The organism is Enemella evansiae (assembly GCF_002250705.1).
Classification (GTDB): Bacteria; Actinomycetota; Actinomycetes; order Propionibacteriales; family Propionibacteriaceae; genus Enemella; species Enemella evansiae.
In genome coordinates, this window is record NZ_NMVP01000038.1 from 1 (window position 1) to 24,071 (window position 24,071).

Annotated in this window: 21 protein-coding genes; 12 read left to right on the plus strand and 9 right to left on the minus strand. The window is 68.6% G+C overall.

Annotation, left to right across the window (positions count from 1 at the left end; all coding sequences use genetic code 11):
* Window positions 1-492: 492 nt before the first annotated feature.
* A complete protein-coding gene (locus tag BI335_RS20080) occupies window positions 493-1,626 on the minus strand; it encodes a neutral zinc metallopeptidase (RefSeq protein ID WP_094357251.1) in 1,134 nt (377 codons plus the stop codon).
* Window positions 1,627-1,654: 28 nt separating this feature from the next.
* Window positions 1,655-2,164, minus strand: a complete 510-nt coding sequence (gene ispF / locus BI335_RS20085) for a 2-C-methyl-D-erythritol 2,4-cyclodiphosphate synthase (protein WP_094433177.1) — start codon at window positions 2,162-2,164, stop codon at window positions 1,655-1,657.
* A gap of 131 nt (window positions 2,165-2,295) precedes the next feature.
* Here ispF and BI335_RS20090 point away from each other — a divergent pair, with 131 nt between their 5' ends.
* The 4 genes from BI335_RS20090 (at window position 2,296) to BI335_RS20105 (ending at window position 7,597) form a co-directional block, all read left to right on the plus strand.
* The gene (locus BI335_RS20090; RefSeq protein WP_094433179.1) at window positions 2,296-3,987 is read left to right on the plus strand and encodes a DUF2207 domain-containing protein; all 1,692 of its coding nucleotides are present in this window, start codon (window positions 2,296-2,298) and stop codon (window positions 3,985-3,987) included.
* Between the two features lie 299 nt (window positions 3,988-4,286).
* The gene (locus BI335_RS20095; protein WP_094433181.1) at window positions 4,287-5,330 is read left to right on the plus strand and encodes an LGFP repeat-containing protein; all 1,044 of its coding nucleotides are present in this window, start codon (window positions 4,287-4,289) and stop codon (window positions 5,328-5,330) included.
* A gap of 288 nt (window positions 5,331-5,618) precedes the next feature.
* A complete protein-coding gene (locus BI335_RS20100) occupies window positions 5,619-6,851 on the plus strand; it encodes an MFS transporter (protein ID WP_166646899.1) in 1,233 nt (410 codons plus the stop codon).
* Window positions 6,845-7,597 (plus strand): helix-turn-helix domain-containing protein, encoded by a 753-nt coding sequence (locus tag BI335_RS20105; protein WP_094433184.1) that lies wholly within the window; start codon window positions 6,845-6,847, stop codon window positions 7,595-7,597. Before BI335_RS20100 ends, BI335_RS20105 begins: the two co-directional genes overlap by 7 nt.
* A gap of 53 nt (window positions 7,598-7,650) precedes the next feature.
* Here the strand turns inward: BI335_RS20105 and BI335_RS20110 are convergent, their stop codons facing one another.
* Window positions 7,651-9,096, minus strand: a complete 1,446-nt coding sequence (locus tag BI335_RS20110; protein WP_407644082.1) for a glycine hydroxymethyltransferase — start codon at window positions 9,094-9,096, stop codon at window positions 7,651-7,653.
* Between the two features lie 97 nt (window positions 9,097-9,193).
* Here BI335_RS20110 and BI335_RS20115 point away from each other — a divergent pair, with 97 nt between their 5' ends.
* The 6 genes from BI335_RS20115 to BI335_RS20135 all read left to right on the plus strand — a co-directional run bounded on the left by BI335_RS20115 (window position 9,194) and on the right by BI335_RS20135 (window position 14,792).
* The gene (locus BI335_RS20115) at window positions 9,194-10,624 is read left to right on the plus strand and encodes an OFA family MFS transporter (RefSeq protein WP_094355743.1); all 1,431 of its coding nucleotides are present in this window, start codon (window positions 9,194-9,196) and stop codon (window positions 10,622-10,624) included.
* On the plus strand, window positions 10,621-10,764 hold the full coding sequence (locus BI335_RS21670) for an MFS transporter small subunit (protein WP_166646901.1): 144 nt from the start codon (window positions 10,621-10,623) through the stop codon (window positions 10,762-10,764). The genes BI335_RS20115 and BI335_RS21670 overlap by 4 nt, the downstream gene beginning before the upstream one ends.
* A 92-nt stretch (window positions 10,765-10,856) precedes the next feature.
* Window positions 10,857-11,126, plus strand: coding sequence for a hypothetical protein (locus BI335_RS20120; protein WP_094433188.1), 270 nt, complete (start codon window positions 10,857-10,859; stop codon window positions 11,124-11,126).
* A 109-nt stretch (window positions 11,127-11,235) separates the two neighbouring features.
* Window positions 11,236-12,597: a hypothetical protein gene (locus BI335_RS20125; protein WP_094433191.1), complete on the plus strand. Its 1,362-nt coding sequence runs from the start codon at window positions 11,236-11,238 to the stop codon at window positions 12,595-12,597.
* Between the two features lie 100 nt (window positions 12,598-12,697).
* Window positions 12,698-13,177, plus strand: a complete 480-nt coding sequence (locus tag BI335_RS20130; protein ID WP_094433193.1) for a GtrA family protein — start codon at window positions 12,698-12,700, stop codon at window positions 13,175-13,177.
* 4 nt (window positions 13,178-13,181) lie between these two features.
* Window positions 13,182-14,792 carry an NAD(P)/FAD-dependent oxidoreductase gene (locus BI335_RS20135; protein ID WP_094433195.1) on the plus strand — a complete coding sequence of 537 codons (1,611 nt, stop codon included), beginning with the start codon at window positions 13,182-13,184 and terminating at the stop codon, window positions 14,790-14,792.
* Window positions 14,793-14,799: 7 nt separating this feature from the next.
* Here the strand turns inward: BI335_RS20135 and BI335_RS20140 are convergent, their stop codons facing one another.
* From BI335_RS20140 to BI335_RS20155, 4 genes are all read right to left on the minus strand, one after another.
* Window positions 14,800-16,494 carry an amidohydrolase gene (locus BI335_RS20140; RefSeq protein ID WP_094433379.1) on the minus strand — a complete coding sequence of 565 codons (1,695 nt, stop codon included), beginning with the start codon at window positions 16,492-16,494 and terminating at the stop codon, window positions 14,800-14,802.
* Window positions 16,495-16,590: 96 nt separating this feature from the next.
* The gene (gene rlmB, locus BI335_RS20145; protein WP_094433198.1) at window positions 16,591-17,550 is read right to left on the minus strand and encodes a 23S rRNA (guanosine(2251)-2'-O)-methyltransferase RlmB; all 960 of its coding nucleotides are present in this window, start codon (window positions 17,548-17,550) and stop codon (window positions 16,591-16,593) included.
* Window positions 17,550-19,022, minus strand: a complete 1,473-nt coding sequence (gene cysS / locus BI335_RS20150) for a cysteine--tRNA ligase (RefSeq protein WP_094433201.1) — start codon at window positions 19,020-19,022, stop codon at window positions 17,550-17,552. Before cysS ends, rlmB begins: the two co-directional genes overlap by 1 nt.
* Window positions 19,019-20,239 carry a cysteine desulfurase-like protein gene (locus BI335_RS20155; protein ID WP_094433203.1) on the minus strand — a complete coding sequence of 407 codons (1,221 nt, stop codon included), beginning with the start codon at window positions 20,237-20,239 and terminating at the stop codon, window positions 19,019-19,021. Before BI335_RS20155 ends, cysS begins: the two co-directional genes overlap by 4 nt.
* Window positions 20,240-20,329: 90 nt before the next feature.
* Here BI335_RS20155 and BI335_RS20160 point away from each other — a divergent pair, with 90 nt between their 5' ends.
* Window positions 20,330-20,713, plus strand: a complete 384-nt coding sequence (locus BI335_RS20160; RefSeq protein WP_208109404.1) for a phosphomannose isomerase type II C-terminal cupin domain — start codon at window positions 20,330-20,332, stop codon at window positions 20,711-20,713.
* Window positions 20,714-20,729: 16 nt separating this feature from the next.
* Here BI335_RS20160 and BI335_RS20165 read toward each other — a convergent pair whose 3' ends face one another.
* Window positions 20,730-21,341, minus strand: coding sequence for a TetR/AcrR family transcriptional regulator (locus tag BI335_RS20165; protein ID WP_094433208.1), 612 nt, complete (start codon window positions 21,339-21,341; stop codon window positions 20,730-20,732).
* Window positions 21,342-21,399: 58 nt separating this feature from the next.
* Between BI335_RS20165 and BI335_RS20170 the strand changes: the two genes are divergently transcribed.
* Window positions 21,400-22,539 (plus strand): acyl-CoA dehydrogenase family protein, encoded by a 1,140-nt coding sequence (locus BI335_RS20170; RefSeq protein ID WP_094433210.1) that lies wholly within the window; start codon window positions 21,400-21,402, stop codon window positions 22,537-22,539.
* Between the two features lie 127 nt (window positions 22,540-22,666).
* Here BI335_RS20170 and BI335_RS20175 read toward each other — a convergent pair whose 3' ends face one another.
* A complete protein-coding gene (locus BI335_RS20175; protein ID WP_229119709.1) occupies window positions 22,667-24,064 on the minus strand; it encodes a DUF4032 domain-containing protein in 1,398 nt (465 codons plus the stop codon).
* Between the last annotated feature and the right edge of the window lie 7 nt (window positions 24,065-24,071).

Below are 24,071 nucleotides of genomic sequence, written 5' to 3' on the forward strand. Positions count from 1 at the left end.
CCGACGCACCAGCGAACACAAGACCCGCGCCGAAACCATCCGATGCCTCAAACGCCACCTCGCCCGCACCATCTACCGAAACCTCAAAACCGACCTCATGACCACTTGACGATCTATAGGACCGTCGCGACGAGCGTTGTCTCCCACGCCCATCGAGCAGCTCGCGCAGCGAGCGTGTCGAGATGAACCCGGCCCACCACCGGTTCGCGCCCGCCCAGCCCCACCGAAATCTGCGGCTCGATTTCGAATCGGTGCCCAGAACGGTCGATTCTGCGATCGAGCCGCAGATTTCGCAGGGCGCGGTGGTGGGCGGTCCCCCAGCACGCCCGGAGCATCGAGAGGACTGTCGCACGCTTGGCTCATCTCGACACGCGATCCATTGCTCCGCTTCGCTCCGCATGGCTCGCTACTCGATGAGCGTGTGGCTCGCTACTCGATGAGCGTGTGGCTCGCTACTCGATGAGCGTGTGGCTCGACTACTCGATGAGCGGGTCAGCGGACGAACTGGGAGGGGGCGGTCATCGTGTTGCACTTGCCGATGTCGGTGTTCGTCAGGCCCAGCTGGCCCCAGTAGAGGCGGCTGTCACCCAGGCCATGGGTGCCGTCCACGTTCGGCTTGCCGGTGAGGATGTCGTCACCACCATTGCGAATACTCGTCTGGATGTCCTGCCAGTTCTGGTCGGTGTAGTTCATCGACCGGCCGACCGACTGCAGATACATGCCGGCGAAGCAGTCGGCCTGCAACTCGATCCGCCGGCTCATCTCCAGGGCTGCCTTCTTGTCGTCGGACTGCACCTGCTGGTACTGGTTCGCCTGCAGGATCAGCGTGCGTGCCTGGATCGAGTGCCCGAACTCGTGCGCCATCACCTCATCGATCACATGGGGTTCGATCATCACCGCCAGCGCCGGGTTCGCGTCCTGGATCTTGCGGGAGTAGTAGACCTGCTGGTTCGCCGCGCAGTACATCGCGTTCGGACCCATCGCCTTGCCGCCGCCGCACGGTGAGGTGACGCTTTCGCCGTAGACGTTGACGATCGGGCGGACCAGTTCGTATTTCCCGGTGCCGGTGAACGGCGGGTTCCAGACCCGCATGTTGCATCCCATCAGATCGTCGATGTAGTCCTTCACCTCCTGGTCGCTGGCGGTGCGGAGGTTCATGTCCGGATCGCGCATCTCGCAGCGCACCGGCACCGGCACCTGCTGGCGATAGAGCGCGTTGTCGTCGGTGATCGACTTGACCTCGCTGACCGGGGCATCGGGGAAGGGCTTCACGTTGCCGGGCGGGGGCGGGGTGTAGTCCTCGTTCTGGTACGCCGGCTGCCGCATCGAGTTGATCACGAATCCCGCGATCGCCAGGCCGACGATCGCCAGCGCGGCGAGCAGCACCGGACGCATCCGGCTCTTCGGGCGCGGCGAGGGCGGCGGGAACTGCGGTGATCCGTACGGGCCCTGGGAATACTGCTGCGGTACGCCGTATCCACCGGGCTGGCCCTGCGGCTGGCCCCAGGGGGACTGCGGCTGCTGCCAACCGGTGGGGTACGCCTGCCCGAAACCGGGCTGGCGGCCGAAACCGGGCTGCTGCCCGTAACCCTGCTGGCCCGGTCCGCCGGGGTACCCCTGACTCATGGCGCCTCCTGGATGCTTGGGAGTGACCTTAACGGCCCACGGGTCCGACGACCAGCGCGGTCGCGATCGCGGCCAGTCCCTCGCCGCGCCCGGTCAGGCCCAACCCGTCGGTGGTCGTCGCGGCGATCGAGACCGGGGCGTTCACGGTGCGGCTCAGCAGCGCCTCCGCCGCCCCGCGGCGTACGCCCAACCGTGGCCGGTTGCCGATCACCTGGATCGCGACATTGCCGATCTCGAATCCCGCGGCGCGCAGCCGGCGCGCGGTCTCGGTCAGGAAGGCCGTCCCCGCGGCACCGGACCACCGCGGGTCCGAGGTGCCGTAGTTGCTGCCCAGATCCCCCAGCCCCGCCGCCGACAGCAGCGCGTCGCAGGCGGCATGGCAGGCGACGTCCCCGTCGGAGTGCCCCTCGGGGCCGAACTTCTCGTCGGGGAAGGACAACCCGGCGACGACCATCGGCCGACCGGGGGCGAGGGCGTGCACATCGACCCCGATTCCGGTGCGGAACGGGGCGGGGCTGGCGGCGGCGGGTGAGGTCACGCCGCCCAGCGTAGGGCCCGCGGTCCGATCGTGTCGGTGGAACTCGCGTGCTCGCGGCAGCGGCGCGCCCCTGTTCCTGTGTCATAGTGGGCGCGCGGCCCCGGAGCGGGTCGCGGACCCCGGGAGGATCGATGGCACACCGGCGACCCAGAGCGCTGCTGGCCCTGCTGGCGACCCTGTTGCTCGCGCAGTTGGCGCTGTTCGGGGCGGCCGCCCCGGCCCGCGCCGCCGACAAGCTGACCAGTCACGCCAGCTCGGTGACCGTCGGCCAGGACGGCTCCCTGCAGGTGCGATCGGTGCTCACCTTCGACGGTGCACCGCCGAACTCCATCGAGCAGGCGTTCGCGCTGCGGGAGGAGATCGTCAACCAGCGCGAGTACGTGTACCGGGTGAGCGAACTGCGGGCGACCGCCGGTGGCCGCGATGTCGGCCAGGTGCGAACCGAGGGCGACCGGGAGATCATCACCATCACCCCGGGTGGCGCGAACGAGGTCGAGGTCAGCTATCGGGTCGCCGGCGCCAGCGTGACCACCCCCGGTGGCGGCACCCTGGTCCGCTGGAACGTGCTGCAGGGTCTGTCGGTCCCGGTGGACCAGGTGACCGCCGAGTTCGCCATGCCGGCCCAGTTCAGTGACTTCAAGTGCGTCGCCGGCCCGCCCGGTACCGAGGCCTCCTGCGCGCTGGCCGATGGGACCTCCGCCTCCGGCATCGCCCCCCGGATCTCCGACGGCCCGCGCGGGGCGGGCGAGATCGTCGGCGTACGCATCGCCTTCCCGGCCGGCGCGGTCGCCAGCGACGAGCAGGTCGACGACCAGTGGACGCTCGGCCGGGCCTTCACCGGCACCGGTGTCCCGCTCGCGGTCGCGCTGGGTCTGCTGGCCCTCGGTGCGCTGGCCCTGTTCCTGCTGCACCGGCGCGCCGGCCGGGACGCCAACCCCTCCGGTGACCCGATCCGGGTCGCGGAGTTCGTGCCCGTCGGCGCCGGGGTGGTGGAGTTCAAGGCCGGTGGCGAGGTGCTGCCCGGCCAGATCGGTACGGTGGCCGACGAGCGCGTCGACCCGATCGATGTCACCGCCACCATCATCGACCTCGCGGTCCGCGGGCACCTGCTGATCGTCGAACTGCCGCGGCGCAGCGAGTTCGCCCCCACCGACTGGACCTTCCACCGGATGCCCGGTGACGAGTCCCGGTTGCAGCCCTACGAGAAGGCGCTGCTGGACGCGCTGGCGCCCGCCGACGGGTCGTCGGTGCAGGTCTCCGAGATCGGCCCCTCGATCTCCGGTGTCATCCCGACGGTGCAGAACGACCTCTACGACGACATGGTCGACAACGGCTGGTACGACCGGCGCCCCGACTCGACCCGCAACGTGTGGAACCAGGCCGCGCTGATCCTGCTCATCGTCGGTGTGGTGCTCACCGGTGTGCTCGCGGCCTTCACCACCTTCGGACTGACCGGGTTGGCCGTCGTCGCGCTCGGCCTGGGGCTGGCGTTCGTCGCCCAGGAGATGCCGGCGCGGACCGCGCTCGGCGCCCGGTTGCTCGCCGGCCTCGGCGTACTCCGCCAGGAACTGCGCAGCGAACCCACCGACCGGATGCCGAAGGGCCAGGAATACCGCGAGCTGTCCGAGGTGCTGCCGTACGCCATCGTGCTCGGCGGGGCGGATCGCTGGCTGGATGCGATCGTCGCCGCCGATGACGACGACGCCCCGGACCCGACCGATCTGTCCTGGTACCACGGCCCGGACAACTGGCACCTGCGGGACCTGCCGGATTCGCTGCGGAACTTCATCACCACCGTCTCGGGCAATCTGTTCGCCCGCTGAGCAGGCTGGGGGTGGGCTCCTCTCGACACAGTGAGGATGGTGGTGGGGGTCCGGTGGCCTTGGGGATGATGTCTTTGGGGTCTGGGTTGTTCGTTTGACCGATCTCGACACTGGCGCTGTTGGTTGGGTGCCTTGAACGCGACTTGTCGACGGCCGGCCCGCCGGGCCCCTCTTTCGGTTTGGATGGCCAGACCGGGCGGGTGTGACTTGATAGGACCTTGATCGGTGTCTCATCACTGTGGTGTCCGCCCGGCCTGGGAGGTCATCCCTCGATCCAGTTGTAGAGGGAGACATCACCCATGATGACCACCAACCATGCCACGCCTCAAGACCCGACCCCGGTGGTGGCCGGGGTCGATACTCATCAACGCACCCATCACGCGGTCGTGCTCACCGAGACCGGGGTGTTCGGCATCACCGTCCCGGTCAACGGCGGCTGGGCGCCCTGGGTCGATGACGGCAAACCCTTCCCCGATCGCCACGATCTCTTCGACTACGTGCGTTACGAGACCTTCGACCCGGCCGCCTGTACGCCCTATGGCGCGATCGGCGAGCTGGCACGGACCCGGCCCGACCTCGGCCAGCAGACCGGTTGCGAGACCAATGCCGCGGTACCCGGGGCACGGGTGCAGACCTTCCAGAACGGGCGCGTCTACTGGTCGCCGGACACCGGGGCCAATGTGGTGAAGGGCGCGATCCTGGAGGCCTATGACGCCGCCGGCGGCGACAAGGCGCTCGGTCTGCCGCTGCAGAGCGAGATGGCCGTTCGCGGTGGCGCCTCACAGCGCTTCCAGAACGTGACCATGTTCTGGTCCCCGGGGACCGGGGCGCACTGGATGCGTGGCCGGATCCTGGACAAGTACGCCGAGATGGGCTGGGAGAACAGCAACATCGGCTTCCCGACCACCGATGAGATCTGCGGGATCCGTGACGGTGGATGTTTCCAGCGGTTCCAGGGCGAGAACGGGCACATCTACTGGTCGCCGGCCACCGACGCGCACTTCGTCCGCGGTGCCATCTTCGGGCGTTACGGGGCGATGGGTTGGGAGACCGGCTCGTTCGGCTATCCGATCAGCGATGAGATCTGCGGGATCCGTGACGGTGGATGTTTCCAACGCTTCCAGGGCGAGAACGGACACATCTACTGGTCCCCGGCCAGTGGGGCCTGGGGTGTCCAGGGATTGATCTTCGACCACTACGGCCGCGCCGGGTGGGAGACAGGCCGGTTCGGTTACCCGGTCGGCCCCGAGGAATGCCGCAATCTCCCCGATGCCAGGGAATGCACGCAGACCTTCCAGGGTGGCCGCATCGTGTGGAACTCGCGGTACGGGTTGAGCGGCTGACCTCCACGGTCCTCGAGTAGCTCGCGCAGCGAGCGTTCGTTCCCACGGTCCTCGAGTAGCTCGCGCAGCGAGCGTTCGTTCCCACGGTCCTCGAGTAGCTCGCGCAGCGAGCGTGTCGAGAGGACCTGCGTTGGTCTGGCTCATCTCGACACGCGAGCCATTGCTCCGCTTCGCTGCGCATGGCTCGCTACTCGATGAGCGTGGGTGGGGTGCTGCGCATGGCTCGCTACTCGATGAGCGTGGGCAGGCTTGACCCTGACGTGGCGTCAGGGTCGGACGATGGGCGGCATGCCGCGTACCCGTCTGTCCTTACCGTTGTTCCTGCTCGCCGAGGCGTCCTCGCTGTTCGGCAATTCGGCGATCTCGATCGTGCTGCCCTGGCTGGTCCTGGCGCGTACCGGTGATCCGGCCGCGGCCGGTCTGGTCGCCACGATCTCCAGCCTGCCGGCGATTCTCGCCACCCTGGTCGGTGGCCACCTGATCGACCTGATCGGCCGGCGGCGGATCGCGGTCCTCGCCGACTGCGGGTCGGCGATCTCGGTCGCCGCCCTGGCGATCGTCGACGCGGTCGTCGGGCTGAACCTCGGGTGGTTCATCGCGCTCGGCGTCCTCGGGGCGCTCTTCGACGTGCCCGGGATGACGGCCCGACAGACCCTGATCGCCAACGTGTCCGAGGCCACCGGGATCAGCGTGGAACGGATCTCCGGGCTGCGGCAGACGGTCTTCGGGCTCAGCTTCCTGGCCGGCCCGGGGATCGCCGGTGCGCTGATGGCGGTCCTCGACCCGATCCGGGTGGTCTGGTTGACCGCCGGTTGCTCCGCCCTGGCCGCGCTCTGCACCGCGCTGATGCCGCTGGCCGGATCGACGAACACACCGGCGGCGGAGGCCGACCGGAATCCGTTCAGCGGCTTCCACCTGATCCGCCGCGACCGCGGGCTGTTCGCGATGCTGCTGATCGGCTCGCTCGCGACCATCCCGGTGGCTCCGCTGCTCGGGGTGATCCTGCCCGCCCACTTCCAGCGGATGGGTGCGCCCACCCTGCTCGGGGTGACCCTGTCGGCGTACGCCGTCGGCACGGTCGCCGGATCGGTGCTGTGGACCGCCGGCATGTCGCGCTGGCGGTGGCCGACCTGGCTGGTGGCGAATCTGCTGCTCGGCGGCTCGTTCTTCCTGATCGCCACCCTGGCCGGCTTCTGGCCGGTGGCCGTCGGCATCTTCCTGGCCGGCCTGGGCGGTGGTCTGGTCGGCCCGATGTTCACCGTCGCGATGACCGAGAAGGTGCCGGATGCGTTGCGTGGCCGGGTGATGGCGGTCTATGGCGGGATGACCATGCTCGGTGCGCCGATCGGGCTCGGGCTGATGTCGATGCTGCTCGTCGGTGGGTCGATCGGGGTCGGCGCCTGGGTCTGCGCGATCGCCTACCTGCCGGTTCTGGTCTACTCGTTGGTGGCGCCGGGGCTGCGTGATTTCGTGGTACCGCCGGTGGAGCCCGAGCCCGAACCCGTGGAGGATGCGTGCTGACGATCGGCCAGCTGGCGGCGTACGCCGAGGTGAGCGTACGCACGGTGCGGCACTACCACCAGATCGGCCTGCTGCCCGAGCCGGACCGGGACGCGTCGGGCTATCGGCGGTACGCCGCGGCGGACCTGGTGGCGCTGGTCCGGATCCGTACCCTGGCCGACTCCGGCGTACCGCTGAGCCGGATCGCCGAACTGATCGATGCCCCGCAGGCCGAGCTGGACCAGGCGGTGACCGAGATCGACCGCGAGCTGCGGGTCCGGATCACCGAACTGCAGCAGACGCGGAAACGGTTGGCCCGGTTGCGCGAGGGTGGCGAGCTGGTGCTGCCGCCGAATGCGGTCCGGTTGTTCGAACGGATGCGGGAGATCGGGGTCGATGAGGACGCGGTACGGATCGAGCGGGAGTCCTGGATCCTGATGCGGGCGGTGCATCCCGACGGTCTGGACGACTGGGCCGACCGCCAACTGCGCGCGCTGGAGGATCCACTCGGGCAGCGGCTCTATCCGCTGATGACCGCCTGCCGGAGCTGGGCGGCCGACGATCCGCGGCTCGAGGAGGTGATCGAGTTGTCTGTCGAGCTGACCCAACGCCACTTCCCGCCCGAACTCGCCAACGACCCGCGCTGGCAGATCAACGACCAGGTCGGGATCGACATGGTGAACACCCACTCGCTCGGGGATTCACCCGCCTGGCAACGGGTCTCCCGCGAGGTCGCCGCGCGGCTCAAGGAGCACGGGTACGGCTGAACCTTCGTAGGGGCTCCTCTCGACACGGCCGCGGGCGGCCTACTCGAGGAGCGTCAGAGTTCGAGGCCGGGGTAGAGCGGGTGGTTGCCCAGCAGCTCCGTGGACTGCGCCTTGACCCGGTCGGCGACGCCGTCGGCCAGGGTGTACTTGGCCTTGCCCGGCTTGCCGGTCGAGGCGGTCACCGGCTCGGTGTTCTGCAGCACCTCGACGATCAGCTCGGCGACCTTGTCGAACTCGTCGGCACCGAAGCCGCGGGAGGTGAGGGCCGGCGTACCGATCCGGACACCGGAGGTGTACCAGGCGCCGTTCGGGTCGTTGGGCACCGCGTTGCGGTTGGTGACCACCCCGGCGTCCAGCAGCGCCGACTCGGCCTGCCGCCCGGTGAGCCCGAAGTTGTTCACATCGATCAGCACGAGGTGGTTGTCGGTACCGCCGGTGACCAGCTTCGCGCCCCGGGACAGCAGCCCCTCTGCCAGCGACTTGGCGTTGTCGGCCACGTCCCGGGCGTACGCCTGGAAGTCGGGGGTGCGGGCCTCGGCCAGCGCCACCGCCTTGGCCGCCATCACATGCGACAGCGGACCGCCGAGCACCAGCGGGCACCCGCGGTCGACGCTGGGGGCGTACTCCTCGGTGGCCAGGATCAGGCCACCGCGCGGGCCGCGCAGCGACTTGTGGGTGGTGGTGGTGACCACATGGGCGTGCGGCACCGGATCCTCATCACCGGTGAACACCTTGCCGGCGACCAGGCCGGCGAAGTGCGCCATGTCGACCAGCAGCGTCGCACCGACCTCGTCGGCGATCTCGCGCATGGTGGCGAAGTTGATCCGCCGCGGGTACGCCGAGTAGCCGGCGACCAGCACCAGCGGCTTGAACTCCCGCACCGCCTCGCGGACCTTGTCGTAGTCCAGCAGCTGGGTCTCGGGGTCGGTGCCGTAGGAGCGCTGGTGGAACATCTTGCCCGAGATGTTCGGCCGGAAACCGTGGGTCAGGTGACCGCCGGCGTCCAGCGACATGCCCATCAGCCGCTGCTCACCGAACTCCTTGCGCAGCGTCTCCCAGTCGGCCTCGGAGAGGTCGTTGACGTTCTTCGCGCCGAACTCGGCCAGCCGCGGCTGCTCCACCCGGTGCGCCAGGATCGCCCAGAAGGCGGTCAGGTTGGCATCGATACCCGAGTGCGGCTGGGCGTAGGCGTACTCGGCGCCGAACAGCTCGCGGGCGTGCTCGGTGGCCACCGACTCGACGGTGTCCACGTTCTGGCAACCCGCATAGAAGCGGTGTCCGACGGTGCCCTCGGCGTACTTGTCGGAGAACCAGGTGCCCATGGTGGCCAGCACCGGCAGCGAGGCATAGTTCTCCGAGGCGATCAGCTTCAGCGACTCGCGCTGATCGGTCAGCTCGGCCCGGGTGGCGTCGGCGATCCGCGGCTCGATCTGGTCGATCACCGACAGGATCGTGCGGTACGCGCTGGACAGCTCCCGATTCACATCGGTTGAGGACACATCTGCTCCTGAAGTTCGGCGGCACACGCAAATCTAGTGTGGACCTCCCACTTACCGGGCATTAGGGTGACGCGGGTCTCACAGGGAGGTGTGCAGGATGAGCGTGCTGGACAAGCAACACATCGTAGCCAGACCGGGGTACAGCAAGTGGCTGATTCCACCGGCTGCGCTGGCGGTGCATCTGTCCATCGGACAGGTGTATGCCTTCTCGGTCTTCAAGAACTCGCTCGTCGCCCATTTCCAGTCCTCGCAGACCGCGGTGGCCTGGATCTTCTCGATCGCGATCCTGATGCTCGGCCTGTCGGCCGCGATCTTCGGCACCTGGGTGGAGCGCAACGGACCGCGCAAGGCGATGCTGGTCGCCGCGATCTGCTGGTCGGTCGGCTTCCTCGTCGGCGCCGCCGGCATCGCCACCGGCCAGCTGTGGCTGCTCTATCTGGGTTATGGCGTGATCGGCGGCATCGGCCTCGGCATCGGCTACATCTCGCCGGTCTCCACGCTGATCAAGTGGTTCCCCGACCGGCCAGGGCTGGCCACCGGGATGGCGATCATGGGATTCGGCGGTGGCGCGCTGGTCGCCTCGCCGCTGTCCAACGCGCTGCTGCGGACCTACGACCCGGCCTTCGATCCGAGCGGCCGCGGTGCGCTCGCCAACGGCACCGCGCTCTGGCAGACCTTCCTCACCCTGGGCATCGTCTACGGGTTGTTCATGATGATCGGGGTGGCGCTGATCCGGCTCCCACAGGGTTATGCCGACGATGCGACCGCACCCCACAAGGCGGGCCGCGGCGGGGCGCTGGTGCGGGCCAATCTGGGCATCCGTACGCCGCAGTTCTGGCTGTTGTGGGTGGTGCTGTTCTGCAACGTCACCGCCGGTATCGGCATCCTCGAGCAGGCCTCGCCGATGATCCAGGACTTCTTCCGCAACGAGAACGGCACCTCCACGGTGACCGCGGCGGTGGCCGGTGGCTTCGTCGGCATCCTCAGCCTGGCCAACATGGGCGGCCGGTTCGCCTGGTCGACGCTGTCCGATGTGATCGGCCGGCCGCGGATCTACATGTTCTATCTGGGGCTGGGGGCGGTGCTCTATCTGATCCTGGCGTTCCTCGGCAGCACCCATACCGCACTGTTCGTGATCCTGGCGCTGTTCATCATCTCCTTCTACGGCGGTGGTTTCGCGACCGTGCCGGCCTATCTGAAGGACCTCTTCGGCACCCTCGAGGTGGGTGCCATCCACGGCCGGCTGCTCACCGCCTGGTCCGCTGCCGGCATCGCCGGGCCGCTGATCGTGAACGGCTTCCTGGACGCCGCCGGCAAGCCCGGTGAGCTGATGGCGGCCGACTACCGCCCGGCGCTGCTGACCATGGTGGTGCTGCTGGTGATCGGCTTCGTCTGCAACCTGCTGATCAAGGACGTGCCGGAGCGCTTCCACGACACCGAGGCCATCGCCACCCTGCGTGGTGCCGGCGATCACGGGGCCACCCGTCACCGCGAGTCCGCGGCCGAGACCACCGGAGGACACGAATGAGCGAGCACGATCAGACGGCCGGGGATGCCCGGTCCACACCGGCCTTCCTGGTGCTGCTGGCCTGGCTGGCCGTCGGCATCCCGCTGGCGTACGGCCTCTGGCAGACGCTGCTGAAGGCTTCCGCGCTCTTCCTCGGCTGACCCGCTTCCAAACGCTACGGAAGTGCTGCCACAGCGGCAGCACTTCCGTACACGTTGGCGGGCCTACTCTGGGGAGGCAGGGGAGGTAGCGGATGAGCAATCCGGTGGAGCCGAGCGTCGCACGGGTGCTGTGGTTGGCGCGGGCCGAGTGGCCCGATGAGGTCGCGGGGCGACAGGCGTGGATCGGTGCTCTGGGGTTCGAATCGGCGGTGGTGTTCGACCCCTTCGACAAGAACCCCGGTCTGGCGGATGGGCTGGTCCATGTTCATGGAACGAAGGTGGTCTCGGTCGGCTGGTTCGAGAAGCACCCCCGCCATGCGGCCCGAACTCGAGCGAGCGGCACGCGAACGCAGCCGGCGTGAACAACGCTCGCGGCGCGACGGCCGGTAGTCACAGGCGCAGCGCGGCGTACGCCCGGTGGCTCGGCCATGTGGTTGTCTGGGTCGGAGCCGGCAGACCTGGAGCAGTTGCGTGACATCTCGAGCAGCCGACGCGGATGAGAGCGTCGACGAACCCACCGCGGGTGCCACCCGGGTCACCGGGCCCGGACCCGGACCCGGACGATGGCGCCCGGATCTGGCCAAGTGGCGCAAGGTGCTGCTGATCTTCCTGATCTGCAAGGTGGCGGCCTTCGGGGTCGGTGCGGTCGCGGTGACGGTGATGGAGTTCCCGCGCCAGCAGCTCCTGCCGAGCGGCCAGCTGTGGCCCGACGAGCTCAGCGAGGCCAACTTCGGCCCGGTGATGATGTGGCAGCACTTCGACTCGGAGCACTACATCGCGCTCGTCGACCGGGACTATCTTGCGCCGCTCACCCCCGAGGAGCAGACGCTGATCCAGCGCGCGGAGGCGGGGGAGCGGTTCTCGGTGCCCGGTTCGCTGCATCGCTTCACCTTCGGCCCGCTCTATCCGCTGCTGGGTAAACCGCTGGCCCCGCTGGTCGGCGCGGCCACCTCGCTGTGGATCGTGTCCAACCTGGCGATGCTGGCCTGCATCGCGCTGATGTACGACCTCACCCACACCGTCTTCACACGGCGCGGTCCTGGGTCGTCACCGGGTGCCGAACGCGCCGGCCCGCGCGCCGCCGGGGTGACCCCGCTCGATGCGACCACCTGGCTGGTGGTGTTGCCGAGCGCCTTCCTGCTGCAGGCCGTGCTCACCGAATCCCTGTTCCTGGCGCTGGTGCTGGCCGCGTTCGTGCTCGCCGAGAAACGTCGCTGGGGCTGGGCGATCCTGGCCTGCGTCGGGTTCGCGCTGACCCGATCCTCGGGCTTCGTGCTGGCCCTGCCGCTCGGTCTGATCGCGCTGCGCCAGGGCGGCTACTCGTTCGTCCGTTGGGAATCCTGGAAGAACTATCTGAAGGCCGCGCCGGCGGTGCTCGCGCCGATCCTCGCCTGGGCCGGGTTCCTGCTCTACTGCCGCTGGATGACCGGTGACCTGCTCGCCTACAGCCATCTGCAGTACGCCGGCTGGGGGGTGGTCGCCGAACCGCCGACCGACTTCTGGCAGCCGCTGCTCACCGGCCAGTTCGGCCGACCGATGGTCAAGATGCTCTCGGTGCTGCTGATCGGGGCACTGCTGATCTCCGGGGTGCGCCTGCTGCCGCTCGCCTACCAGGTGACCGGTTGGCTGCTGCTGCTCATCCCGCTGATGATCGGGGAGAAGTGGCAGCAGTCCATCTGGCGGTACGCCGTGGAGATCTTCCCGCTGGCCTGGGTGCTCACGCACTGGCTGCGCACCCCCGGCAGCCGGCTCGCCGGCATCGCCACCTCATCGGCCTTGCAGGGCGTGCTGCTGCTGGCCTGGCTGATGAGTTGGACCCGGATGATCGTGTGATCCCGGCCTCGTTGATCGGTAGTGCTGGCAGCCGACACCGCTCTGGGATAGGTTCGCCGATGGCCGGGGCGCCTCGTCGCGGTCACCGGGGGGAGGGCCGATGGCGATGACCGAACTGTCCTCTCGGCGTACCCTTTTCGACCGCGCCCGCTCCGCACTGAGCCGCGGCAACAACCGGGTGCTGGCCCAGATGATCCGCTACGGTTTCGTCTCCGGGCTGGCCTTCCTGGTCGACTTCTTCAGCATGTACGCCGGCATCCACGCCTTCAAGCTGCCGGTGCTCCTCGCCACCACGATCGCGTTCAGCCTCGGCATCATCGTGAATTTCATCACCAGCACGCTCTGGGTGTTCGACTCCTCCGCGCGGCGGCGGCACGTCAAGATGGGCCTGTTCCTGCTGGTCGGTGTCACCGGACTCGGGCTGAACGCCCTGATCGTCTGGTTCGGCCACGAGGTGCTCGGGATCTGGGCGATGGTCGCCAAGCTGATCTCGACCGCGGTCGTCTTCTTCTGGAACTTCCTGCTCCGCCGTTTCCTGATCTACACCCCCAAGCCTTCATCCCATGCACCAGAGGAATGACCAGATGTCAGACAAGAAGACCGCAATCATCATCGGGGCCGGCCCGGCCGGGCTGACCGCGGCCTACGAACTGCTGCAGCACACCGACATCCACCCGATCGTGGTGGAGGCCTCCGACGAGATCGGTGGCATCTCGAAAACCGTGAACCACAAGGGGAATCGGATCGACATCGGCGGTCACCGGTTCTTCTCCAAGTCCGATCGGGTGATGGAGTGGTGGACCTCGATCATGCCGATCGAGCAGACGCCCGAGGGCCGGAAGTTCACGATGCGCTACCGCGGTCAGCAACGGGATCTGCCCGCGGGCGGGACCGCCGACCCGGAGCAGACCGACGAGGTGATGCTGGTCCGCAGCCGGCTCTCGCGGATCTACTACAACCGCCGCTTCTTCAACTATCCGGTCACGCTGGAGCCGGAGACGATCCGCAACCTGGGACTGGCGAAGATGGCGAAGATCGGCTTCTCCTATCTGAAGGCGCGGGTGCATCCGCTGGCCGAGCAGTCGCTGGAGGAGTTCTATGTGAACCGCTTCGGCCGCGAGCTCTACAACACCTTCTTCCGCGACTACACCGAGAAGGTGTGGGGGGTGAAGGTGAACCAGATCGCGCCCGACTGGGGTGCGCAACGGGTCAAGGGGCTGTCCATCTCGGGCACCCTGGCGCACGCCGGCAAGAAGATCTATTCCGACAAGATCGCGCCGAAGCTCGGCCGCGAGGTCGAGAAGGACCTCTCCCAGAAGGATGTCGAGACCTCACTGATCGAGGCCTTCCTCTATCCGAAGTTCGGTCCCGGTCAGATGTGGGAAACCGTGGCCCGCAAGGTGGTCGAGGCCGGTGGCGAGGTGCGGATGAAGCAGGCCGTCACCAAGGTCTGTGCCGAGCAGGGCCGGATCACCGCGGTCGAACTCACCGACTGGGACGGCAACGTCGAACGGCTGGTGGGGGATCACTTCTTCTCCACGATGCCGGTCGCCGACCTGATCGCCGCCGTCGACGGTGTCGAGGTGCCGGCGAAGGTCGCCGAGATCGCCGGATCCCTGCCCTACCGCGATTTTCTGACCGTCGGCGTACTCGCCAAGCAGCTGAAGATCCGCAACAACACCGACCGGGAGACCCGCTTCCACCTGGTGCCGGACAACTGGATCTACATCCAGGAACCGGATGTGAAGGTCGGCCGGTTGCAGATCTTCAACAACTGGAGCCCGTGGATGGTCGCCGATGAGCGCAATGTCTGGCTGGGCATGGAATATTTCGTCGACGAGGGCGATGAGCTGTGGAGCGCATCCGATGACGAGATGGCGAAGTTCGGTGTCGAGGAGCTCGCCAGGATCGGCGTGGTCAACAGTGAGGATGTGTTGGACACCTGCGTGATCCGGGTGCCGAAGACCTACCCCGCATACTTCGGCTCCTATACCGAGTTCGACAAGATCCGCGAGTTCACCGACCGGTTCGAGAATCTGTGGCTGCTGGGCCGCAACGGCCAGCACCGTTACAACAACGCCGACCATTCGATGCTCACCGCGATGGTGGCGGTGGACAACATCGCCGCCGGCAGCACCGACAAGGATTCGGTCTGGGACGTCAACGTCGAGCAGGAGTACCACGAGGAGAAGTGAGCTCCGGTCAGCCGCCCACGCCGAGCTGGTCGAAGACCGGTTTTCCCTCGAGCAGGGTGAGCACCGAACGGATCTCGCTGATCTCGGTCTCCGGGATCGTCAGATAGGGGCGATCGAGCACTGCCAGGTCGGCCAGCTTGCCCGGTTCGATCGAGCCGCGATCCGCATCAGCAAAAGAAAGCCAGGCCGAGTTGGTGGTGTAGAGCCGAAGCGCTTCCATCCGGTTCAGTCGCTGGTCGACCGGGCGGACCACCGCATCGCCGGGGGAGGCGCCGGTGACGTTGTATTCCAGCGCCGGCCAGATCCGGTAGTCACCGATCCGGGTCGCGTCGCTGCCACCTGCGGCGAGCACCCCGGCGTCCAGTGCCATCCGGGTGGCCGAACGACCGGCCACCTCCGGACCGTTCGCGGCCTGGATCGCCGGCCCCTCGAAATAGGGGCCCATCTGCACCGAGAACGCCATCCCAAGCGCCTGCATCCGCCTGATCGTCTCCGGCGACCCGGTGTTCAGGTGCGCCATCGCCCAGCGCAGATCCTTGATCGGGTACTGCGCGTTCACCCGCTCGAGCACACCCAGGATCTGTGCCGCCGCATCATCGGTGTAGGCGTGCAGCTCCATCGGGATCCGCCGCGACGCTGCCAGGGTCGCGACCTCTTCCAAGCTGGCCAGGGATTCCGGGGAGGCGACGAAACCGGGGCCCATCGTCACCCCGTCGTTGACGCCGGCGACCGGGCCTTCGCCGATCCCCAGGAACGGGGTCATCCCCTCCGGTTGGGTCGGCGCCCGATAGGCCATCTGGGTCTCGAAGAACTCGGCCTCCCTGCCCGGTGTCGGGGCCGAGAGCCGGAAGCCGGCCCGCACCGTCAACCGGCCGGTGTCGCGCAGCGTCCAGAGCGGTTGGTACGCCTCGGCCGGGCCGGCGCTGTCGTCGATGACGGCGGTGATGCCGCGACTGTTCAGATCCTGGAGGTACTTCTGCAGGCTCTGTTCGCGTTTCGGCGCGTCGGCGGCGAGCAGCCGCGAGGTGAGCGCGTTGAAGGAGCCGATGGTGCCGGTCAGCTTGCCGGTGGCCCGACCCTGGGGGTCGCGTTCGACGACGATCCCGGGCACCGGTGGTTCGGTGCTGGTGTTCAACCCGAGAGCGTCGATGCCGGACTGGTTGACCAGGGCCCAGTCGTAGAGATATTGCACATAGGCAGGATTGTTCGGCACGGCGGCGGACAGTTCCTCCACCGTCGGCACCCGATTCTCGGCGAACTGGTTGGGCACCAAGGAGCCGACCACGGCCACCCACTGGTTCGGCTCGCGGTCCCGGGCCGCGGTGGTCAGCTGACCGAGGGCGTCGGTCAGGGAGGTGGCGTCCAGCCAGTAGGTCTCCTGATCGAAGGTCTGGCCGCCGCGGATCGCGTGGGTGTGGCCGTCGGTCAATCCGGGGACGACGGTGCGACCGGCCAGATCGACGGTCTTCGTCGTGGATCCGGCGAGCCGGTCGATCTCCGCGCTGCTGCCGACCGCGGTGATCCGTCCGTCGTCGATGGCCACCGCCTGCTGGGTGGTGGAGCCGGCGTCCATGGTCAGCACCTCACCGTTGGTGAGGATCAGATCGGGGGCGACGGTGCTCGGTGCCTGGGTGCACCCGGTGACGACGAGCACCGCCCCGGCGAGCAGTGCGCTCGCGCGGCGCACGGTTGGCTTGGGCATCCGGGTGACCTCCTGGCCGTCGGGGGTGTCGGCTATCTGGTTGAAAAAGATCGTATCCAACGCCCCCAAGCGGGCTCAGTGCCGAGAATCCAACGGTCAGCGGTGCCGGCTCACCTCGTAGAGCGCGATCCCGGTGGCGACGCCGGCGTTCAACGATTCGACATCGCTGGCGCTCGGGATCGAGGCGAGCACGTCGCAGTTCTCCCGGACCAGCCGGGACAGGCCCTCGCCCTCGGAGCCGACGACCAGCACCAGCGGGCCGTCGACGCCGGGCACACCCTCGATGTCGGTGTCGCCGTCACCGGCCAGGCCGACGATGGTGAAACCGGCCTTGGCGTACGCCTGCAGCGTGCGGTTCAGGTTGGTGGCCCGCGCGATCGGCAGCCGGGCCGCCGCCCCCGCCGAGGTCTTCCAGGCCGCCGCGGTCATCGAGGCCGAGCGGCGCTCGGGAATCACCACCCCGTTCGCACCGAAGGCGGCCGCGGACCGCACGATCGCACCGAGGTTGCGCGGGTCGGTGATCTGATCGAGCATCACCACCAGCGGCGGCTCCTCCGAATCCAGCGCGTCGGCCAGCAGGTCGTCGGGGTGGGCGTACTCGTATTCCGGCAGTTTCAGCGCCACCGACTGGTGGATCGCGCCGCCGGTCATCCGGTCCAGATCGGTCCGGGTCGCCTGCATCAGCGGGATCGAGTGATCCGCGCAGAACTTCATGATCTCGCGCAACCGGTCGTCGCGGTCCGCGCCCTCGGCCACGAATGCCGTCTGCACAGGGATCCCGGCCTGCAGCGCCTCCAACACCGGATTGCGACCGGCCACCCATTCCGGGCCCGAACCGGGGCGTCCGGTGCGCGGGGTCTGGCTGCGCGGGCGCTGGCCAGCACCACCGCTGGATTGGCGCTGCTTCTGCTTGTGCGCCTTGTGATACGGGCGATCCTCGGCCTTCGGCGTCGGACCCTTGCCCTCCAGGCCGCGACGGACCCGGCCGCCGGAACCGGCGGTGTTGCCGCGGCCCTTGCGACGGACCGCGCCCTTGCGCTGCGAGTTCCCGGGCATCAGGCTCCCTTCGGCTCGAGGCTCCAGGTGGAGCCATCGGGGGTGTCGGTGATCTTCAGGCCGAGCTCGGCCAGGGTGTCGCGGACCGCATCGGCGGCCGCCCAATCCTTGCGGCTACGGGCTTCCTGGCGCTGGGTGAGCAGCGCCTGCACCAACCCGTCGACGACCGGTTCCAGGGCCTGCTCGGTGCGGTCGGTGTCCTGCCAGGTCGTCGAATCCGGATCCAGGCCGAGGACATCGAGCATCCGGGCCACCTGGTCCAACACCTGCGCCAGCTCCGCCTGGTCCCCCTCGGTGAGCAGCTGGTTGCCGCGCCGGATCGCCGCGAACAACGCGGCCACCGCCTGCGGCGTACCCAGATCGTCATCCATGGCGCGGGCGAAGTCGTCCCAGAAGGGGCCCCCCTCCCCGTTCCCCGAGCGAGCGGAGCGAGTCGAGGGGTCCTCAGCCGATGTGGCTGCGCGGGCACGGTGGACGAAGGAATCGATGCGCTCGATGGCCTTCTCGGCCTCGGCGAGTGAGCCCTTCGTCTCCTCATCGGCGGGGGAGAACTCGATGGTCGAGCGGTAGTGCGGCGCCAGCAGGAAATACCGCACCGCGCGCGGATCGTTGGTGCGGGTCACCTCGGCGACCAGGGCGGTGTTGCCGAGCGACTTCGACATCTTCTCCCCGGCCATCGTGACCCAGGCATTGTGCATCCAGTAACGCGCGAACGGGCGACCCGCCGCCGCCGACTGGGCCAGCTCGTTCTCGTGGTGCGGGAAGCGCAGATCGATGCCGCCGCCGTGGATGTCGAACTCCGGGCCGAGATACTTCCCGGCCATCGCCGAGCACTCGATGTGCCAACCCGGCCGGCCCCGCCCCCAGGGCGAGGGCCAGCTCGCCGTCTCCGGTTCGGATTCCTTGTGTCCCTTCCACAGTGCGAAATCCCGCGGATCGCGCTTGCCGCGCGGGTCGGCATCGGTGGCCGCCTCCATCTCGTCGACCCGCATCCCGGACAGCTCGCCGTAGCGGGGCCAGGACAGCACATCGAAGTAGACATCACCCGAACCGTCGGTCGCCGGATAGGCGTGCCCGGACTCGATCAGCTCACCGATCAGCTCCACCATCTCCGGGATGTGACCGGTCGCCCGCGGCTCATAGGTCGGTGGGATGCAGCCCAGGGCGGCGTACGCCTCGTGCAGCTCCCGCTCGAAGCGGTACGCCCAGGCGTACCAGGGCTCACCGGCCTCGGCCGACTTGTTCAGGATCTTGTCGTCGATGTCGGTGACGTTGGCGATCACGCTGACCCGGTAGCCGCTGTGGCTCAGCCAGCGGCGCAGCACATCGAAGACCACCTCCTTGCGGATGTGGCCGACATGCGGAGCCGACTGCACCGTCAGCCCGCAGTGATAGATGGACACGGCGCCGGGTTGCAGCGGGACGAACTCGCGCACCTGGCGGGTGGCGGTGTCATAGAGGTGGAACGTCACCCGGCAAGCCTATCGGCGTCACCCAGTTCGGCGAGCAATCTGTCGACATCGGCGTCGCTGGTGTAGGGCGCCAGGCCCACGCGTACCCCGCCGGCGGCGCCCAGGCCGAGCGCCGTCGCGCACTCGATCGCATAGAAGCTGCCGGCCGGTGCGTTCACCCCACGGCTCGCCAACCGGGCCGCGAGGGCGGCGGGTTCGCTGCCGGGCAAGGAGAACAGCAGGGTCGGGGTACGCCGGCCCGCGCGCGACCAGACGGTCGCCCCCAGTTCGGCCAGCCGCGTCTCGATCCGCTCCCGGAGCCGCAGCTCGTGCCGTGCCAGGGCGGCGAAACTGCGCGCCAGGCGCTCGCGGCGGGAACCCGGGCCCGGTACCAGGTCGGCCAGGAAATCCACCGTCGCCGTGCAACCGGCGAGCACCTCGTAGGGGAGGGTGCCCAGCTCGAAGCGCTCCGGCACCTGCTCGCTGGACGGCTTCAGCTTGTCCGGATGCAGGGTCTCCAGCAGCGCCGGGTCACCGGCGAGTACGCCGCAGTGCGGCCCGCAGAACTTGTACGGCGAGCAGGCCACCAGGTCGGCGCCGAGGGCCTTGCGGTCCACCAGCTCGTGGGCCGCGTAGTGCACCGCGTCGACGAAGAACACCGCACCGGCCGCGTGCACCGCGGCGGCGATGGCCGGCAGGTCCGGCATCGTACCGAGCAGGTTCGAGGCCGCGGTGACCGCGACCAACCGGGTCCGCGGGCTCAGCTGGGCGGTGACCGCCTCGACCGGCAGTTCGCCGGTGGCCGGGTCGAACTCGGCCCAGCGGACCACCGCGCCGACGCGCTCGGCGGCGATCAGCCAGGGGCGGATGTTCGCGTCGTGGTCGAGGCGGCTGACGATGATCTCGTCACCGGGCTGCCAGGTCTGGGCCAGGGTGCGCGCGAGGTCCATCGTCAGCTGGGTCATCGAGCGGCCGAAGACGATGCCCTCGGGCTCGGAGCCGAGCAGGTCGGCCAGCGCCTGCCGGGCGGCGCGCACGGTCTGGTCGGCGTTCCGTTCGGCGAGCGTGTTCTGGCCGCGGTTGGCGAGTGGTGCGGTGAGGGTGTCGGCGATCGCCCGGGCTACCGGGGTCGGGGTCTGCGAGCCACCCGGCCCGTCGAAATGGGCCGCCGCGTCGGGGCCCTGCAGCGACGGGAACTGGGCGCGGATCCGCTCGACATCGAGCTCGGGGTCAGCCATGGGTCCTCTCTAGCACGCCGCTCAGCGAGTGGCGAGCCACGATCCCTGTGCCGGTGTCACCGCGAGACCGATCCTGGTATCGTTATCATCGTGTCCGACCTCACTCCGCCCAGCCACCGGCGCCCCACCACCGAAGTGACCCGCCCCTGGGGCCGCTTCCTGCAGTGGGCGCACAACGAACCGGTCACCGTCAGCCTGATGCACGTCGATGAGGGGAAGCGGCTCAGCTATCAGTCGCATCCCGGCAGGGCAGAGCTGTGGATCGTGCTCGATGAGGGTGCGGTGGTCACGGTCGATGACAAGGTGTGGCGCCCCGTCGTCGGCGAGGAGATCTTCATTCCGGCCAACGGCAAGCACCGGCTGGCCAGTGAGCGCGGCACCGTGCGAGTGCTGGAGGTCGCGTTCGGTGACTGGCAGCAGGACGACATCGTCCGCTACGACGACGACTTCGGGCGCCCGGCCTCCGGCGACTGACCGAGACGCGGTCCGCTCAGGCGCGGACGGCGGCCAGCACGAGCTGGGCGAGCTGGGCGTACGCCTCGGCGTCATCGAGGCCGGTGTTGGACTGCACCCGACCGGAGCCGATCCGCTGCATGGTCGCGGTGACCACCTCGACCAGGAAATCGGCCTGCACCTCACGGAAGGCGCCGGCGGCGGTGCCCTCGTCGACCAGGCTGCGCAACCGGGCGGCCGCGGCGGTGGTGTTCTCGACATAGATCTCGCGGGTCGGGGTGAGCCGGGAGAGGTCGTTCAGGAACTGCCGGGATGCCGGCCGCAGCGCTTCGGCGACCGCCTCCAGATAACCGGTGACCCGCCGCTCGGGGGAGCGCAGCCGGGCGATCGCGGCCTCCACCTGGTTGGTCGCGCGGCGGAAGAACAGCCGGGTCACCGAGGTGGCGAGCTGTTCCTTGCTGTCGGCCAGGGCATAGAGCGTCCGCTTGGAGCAGCCGAGCTTGCCGGCCAGGTCGTCCAGGGTGAAATCGACGAACCCCTCGGCCAGGAACAACCGCAGCAGCTGGTCGCGGAGCTGCTCCTGGCGGCCCGTCAGTCGGATCACATTGCCCGGTGAAATGTCCCCGGAGGTGCTGGCAGAGGAACCCATAGTGGTACTACAGTACTGCTTTGAGTACCGCTGATGAATCCCCTGCCCGAGGTGTGAGATGGCCGTAGACCGCCTGTTGCCCGACGAGGACGCCCGCGAACTGGTCGATCTGGTGGCCGGTTTCTCCCGCGCCGAACTGCAACCGGTCGCCGCCGCGGCCGAGAAGGCGGAGGAGTTCCCGCGGGAGGTGTTCCGCCGGTTGGGGGAGCTCGGCCTGCTCGGCATGCCCTACCCGGATGAGTTCGGCGGGATGGGCCAGCCCTACGAGGTCTATCTGCAGGCGCTCGAGGAGGTCTCCGCGGCCTGGCTGAGCGTCGGCGTCGGGGTGTCGGTGCACATCATGACCTGTTTCCCGCTGCTGGAATTCGGTACGCCGCAGCAGCGCGAGCGGTTCGCCGGAGACCTGGTCGGCGGGCGACTGCTGGGGGCGTACGCCCTCTCCGAGGCCCAGGCGGGCAGCGACATCACCTCGATGACGACCACCGCCAAGGCCGACGGTGACGACTATCTGCTGACCGGTGCGAAGGCCTGGATCACCCACGCCTCGCACGCCGACTACTACACGACGTTCGCCCGCACCGGTCCGGGGCCGCGCGACCTGTCCTGCTTCCTGGTCCCGGCCGATGCCGAGGGGCTGAGCTTCGGCGCCCCGGAGCAGAAGATGGGGCTGACCGCCTCGACCACCGCGGCCGTCTATTTCGACGGGGTCCGGGTGGCGGCGGACCGCCGGATCGGTGAGGAGGGGCAGGGCATGCGGATCGCCCTCTCCGCCCTCGACAACGGCCGGCTGGGGATCGCCGCCTGCGCCACCGGACTGGCCCAAACGGCCCTGGACAATGCGGTGGCGTACGCGAAGGAACGCCAGCAGTTCGGGCAGCGGATCGCCGACTTCCAGGGCCTGCAGTTCCTGCTCGCCGACATGGAGGCCGCCGTCGCGACCGCCCGCGCGACCTATCTCGACGCCGCCCGCCGCCGCGACGCCGGCCAGGACTTCACCCGCGCCGCCGCGGTTGCCAAGCTGGTCGCCACCGATGCCGCGATGAAGGTCACCACCGACGCCGTGCAGGTGCTGGGCGGATACGGCTACACCAAGGAATTCCCGCTGGAGCGCTTCATGCGCGAGGCCAAGGTCACCCAGATCTTCGAGGGCACCAACCAGATCCAGCGGATGGTGATCGCGCGCGGTCTGCTGGGGTGAGCGGCGCGCAGCTCGCGGGGCTCATCTCGACACGCTGCCCCGGCTCCGCTTCGCTGCGCCGGGCCAGCTACTCGATGAGCGTGGGGGCGGTTACTTGATGAGCGTGGGGGCGGTTACTCGATGAGCGTCAGGCCTTGCGGGCGGCGGCCTTGGCGCGCAGGGCGTTGATGTCGAGGTAGCCGCTGGGTTCGGGTTCCTCGGCGGCGGTGACCTCCCAGGGGTCGACCGGGATCGGGCCGGTGTCCTGCTCGTCCTCGTAACCCTGGCTGGGATCGAAGGGGTTCGCCAGCCGGCGCCCACCCTCGGTGACCACCGGCGTCAGGTTGTCGGTGGAGACCTCCTCATCGGGCAGTTTCTCCAGCACATCACCGATGTAGCCGTCCACGGCCTCGGTGAGCGGGATCTCCTCACCGGCCTCCTCCGAGCGGTACCAGCGGTACTCCAGCACCTCGTGATAGATCTGCGCCGCCTCCAGCTTGCCGCGCAGATCGTCGGGGATCGCGTGCACCACGGGTTCGAAGCAGCGGGTCAGCCACTGGTGCGCGACGACCGCCTCGTCGGCGTTCTGCTGCCCGGTCCGCGCCCGGTAGGTGTCCAGATCGTTCAGCAGTCGACGCGCCTGGTTCTCCTCGGTGTCCAGACCGGTGAGCCGCAGCAGTCGGCGGGAGTGGTGACCGGCGTCCACCACCTTCGGCTGGATCCGGATCGTGGTGCCGTCCAGGTCGGTGGTGATGTCCAGCTCGGCGACGTCGAAGCCCAACGCATTCAACCGGCGTACCCGCCGCTCGATCCGATAGATCTGGCTGTCGTCGAACTCCTCGACCCCGGTCAACTCCTGCCACAGCTCCCGGTAGCGGGACTCGATCAACTCCACCAATGCCTTGGGCTGCAGGGATTCATCCAACATCCCGCCGGCTTCCAGGTCGCAGAACTCGCCGAACAGATTGGTCCGCGCGATCGCCAGATCGTGCTCGCGCTGGCCGTCGGTCAACTGGTCGTGCAGCTCACCGGTCTCGGCATCCACCAGGTAGGCCGCGAACTCACCCGCGTCGCGCCGGAACAGCGTGTTCGACAGCGATACGTCACCCCACAGGAAACCGACCAGATGCAACCGGGCCAGCAGCACCACCATCGCATCGACCAACCGGTTCACCGTCTCGGTGCGGACACCACGGTTGAACAACGAGCGATAGGGCAGCGAGAACTGCAGATGCTTGGTCACCAGCACCGGATCGAGCGGGTTGCCGTCGCGATCCACCCGCCCGGTGACCACCGCGACCGGCTGCACCGCCGGGGTGTTCATCCGCACCAGATCGTGCAGCAGCCGGTACTCGTGGATCGCCAGATGCTCCAGCACCTCCTTGGCGGCATCCACCTCGGAACCGACCTTGATGAAGCGCACCACGTGCCGGGAGATGCCGCGCGGCAGCGCCACCAGATGCTCCAGCGGCCACTCCGCGAGCGGCACGTCCCACGGCAGTGGGATCAACCGGGCATCCGGCTTGGCGGACAGGAATCGAGGCACCGGCACA

What these genes read in the sequence shown, in the direction of transcription:
- BI335_RS20120 (WP_094433188.1), top strand. Translation starts at nt 10,857, where the DNA reads ATGAGCAATCCGGTGGAGCCGAGCGTCGCACGGGTGCTGTGGTTGGCG.
- BI335_RS20140 (WP_094433379.1), bottom strand. Translation starts at nt 16,494, where the DNA reads ATGCCCAAGCCAACCGTGCGCCGCGCGAGCGCACTGCTCGCCGGGGCG.
- BI335_RS20135 (WP_094433195.1), top strand. Translation starts at nt 13,182, where the DNA reads ATGTCAGACAAGAAGACCGCAATCATCATCGGGGCCGGCCCGGCCGGG.
- BI335_RS20080 (WP_094357251.1), bottom strand. Translation starts at nt 1,626, where the DNA reads ATGAGTCAGGGGTACCCCGGCGGACCGGGCCAGCAGGGTTACGGGCAG.
- BI335_RS20155 (WP_094433203.1), bottom strand. Translation starts at nt 20,239, where the DNA reads ATGGCTGACCCCGAGCTCGATGTCGAGCGGATCCGCGCCCAGTTCCCG.
- BI335_RS20090 (WP_094433179.1), top strand. Translation starts at nt 2,296, where the DNA reads ATGGCACACCGGCGACCCAGAGCGCTGCTGGCCCTGCTGGCGACCCTG.
- BI335_RS20115 (WP_094355743.1), top strand. Translation starts at nt 9,194, where the DNA reads ATGAGCGTGCTGGACAAGCAACACATCGTAGCCAGACCGGGGTACAGC.
- BI335_RS20095 (WP_094433181.1), top strand. Translation starts at nt 4,287, where the DNA reads ATGATGACCACCAACCATGCCACGCCTCAAGACCCGACCCCGGTGGTG.
- BI335_RS20100 (WP_166646899.1), top strand. Translation starts at nt 5,619, where the DNA reads ATGCCGCGTACCCGTCTGTCCTTACCGTTGTTCCTGCTCGCCGAGGCG.
- BI335_RS21670 (WP_166646901.1), top strand. Translation starts at nt 10,621, where the DNA reads ATGAGCGAGCACGATCAGACGGCCGGGGATGCCCGGTCCACACCGGCC.
- BI335_RS20170 (WP_094433210.1), top strand. Translation starts at nt 21,400, where the DNA reads ATGGCCGTAGACCGCCTGTTGCCCGACGAGGACGCCCGCGAACTGGTC.
- BI335_RS20130 (WP_094433193.1), top strand. Translation starts at nt 12,698, where the DNA reads ATGGCGATGACCGAACTGTCCTCTCGGCGTACCCTTTTCGACCGCGCC.
- rlmB (WP_094433198.1), bottom strand. Translation starts at nt 17,550, where the DNA reads ATGCCCGGGAACTCGCAGCGCAAGGGCGCGGTCCGTCGCAAGGGCCGC.
- BI335_RS20165 (WP_094433208.1), bottom strand. Translation starts at nt 21,341, where the DNA reads ATGGGTTCCTCTGCCAGCACCTCCGGGGACATTTCACCGGGCAATGTG.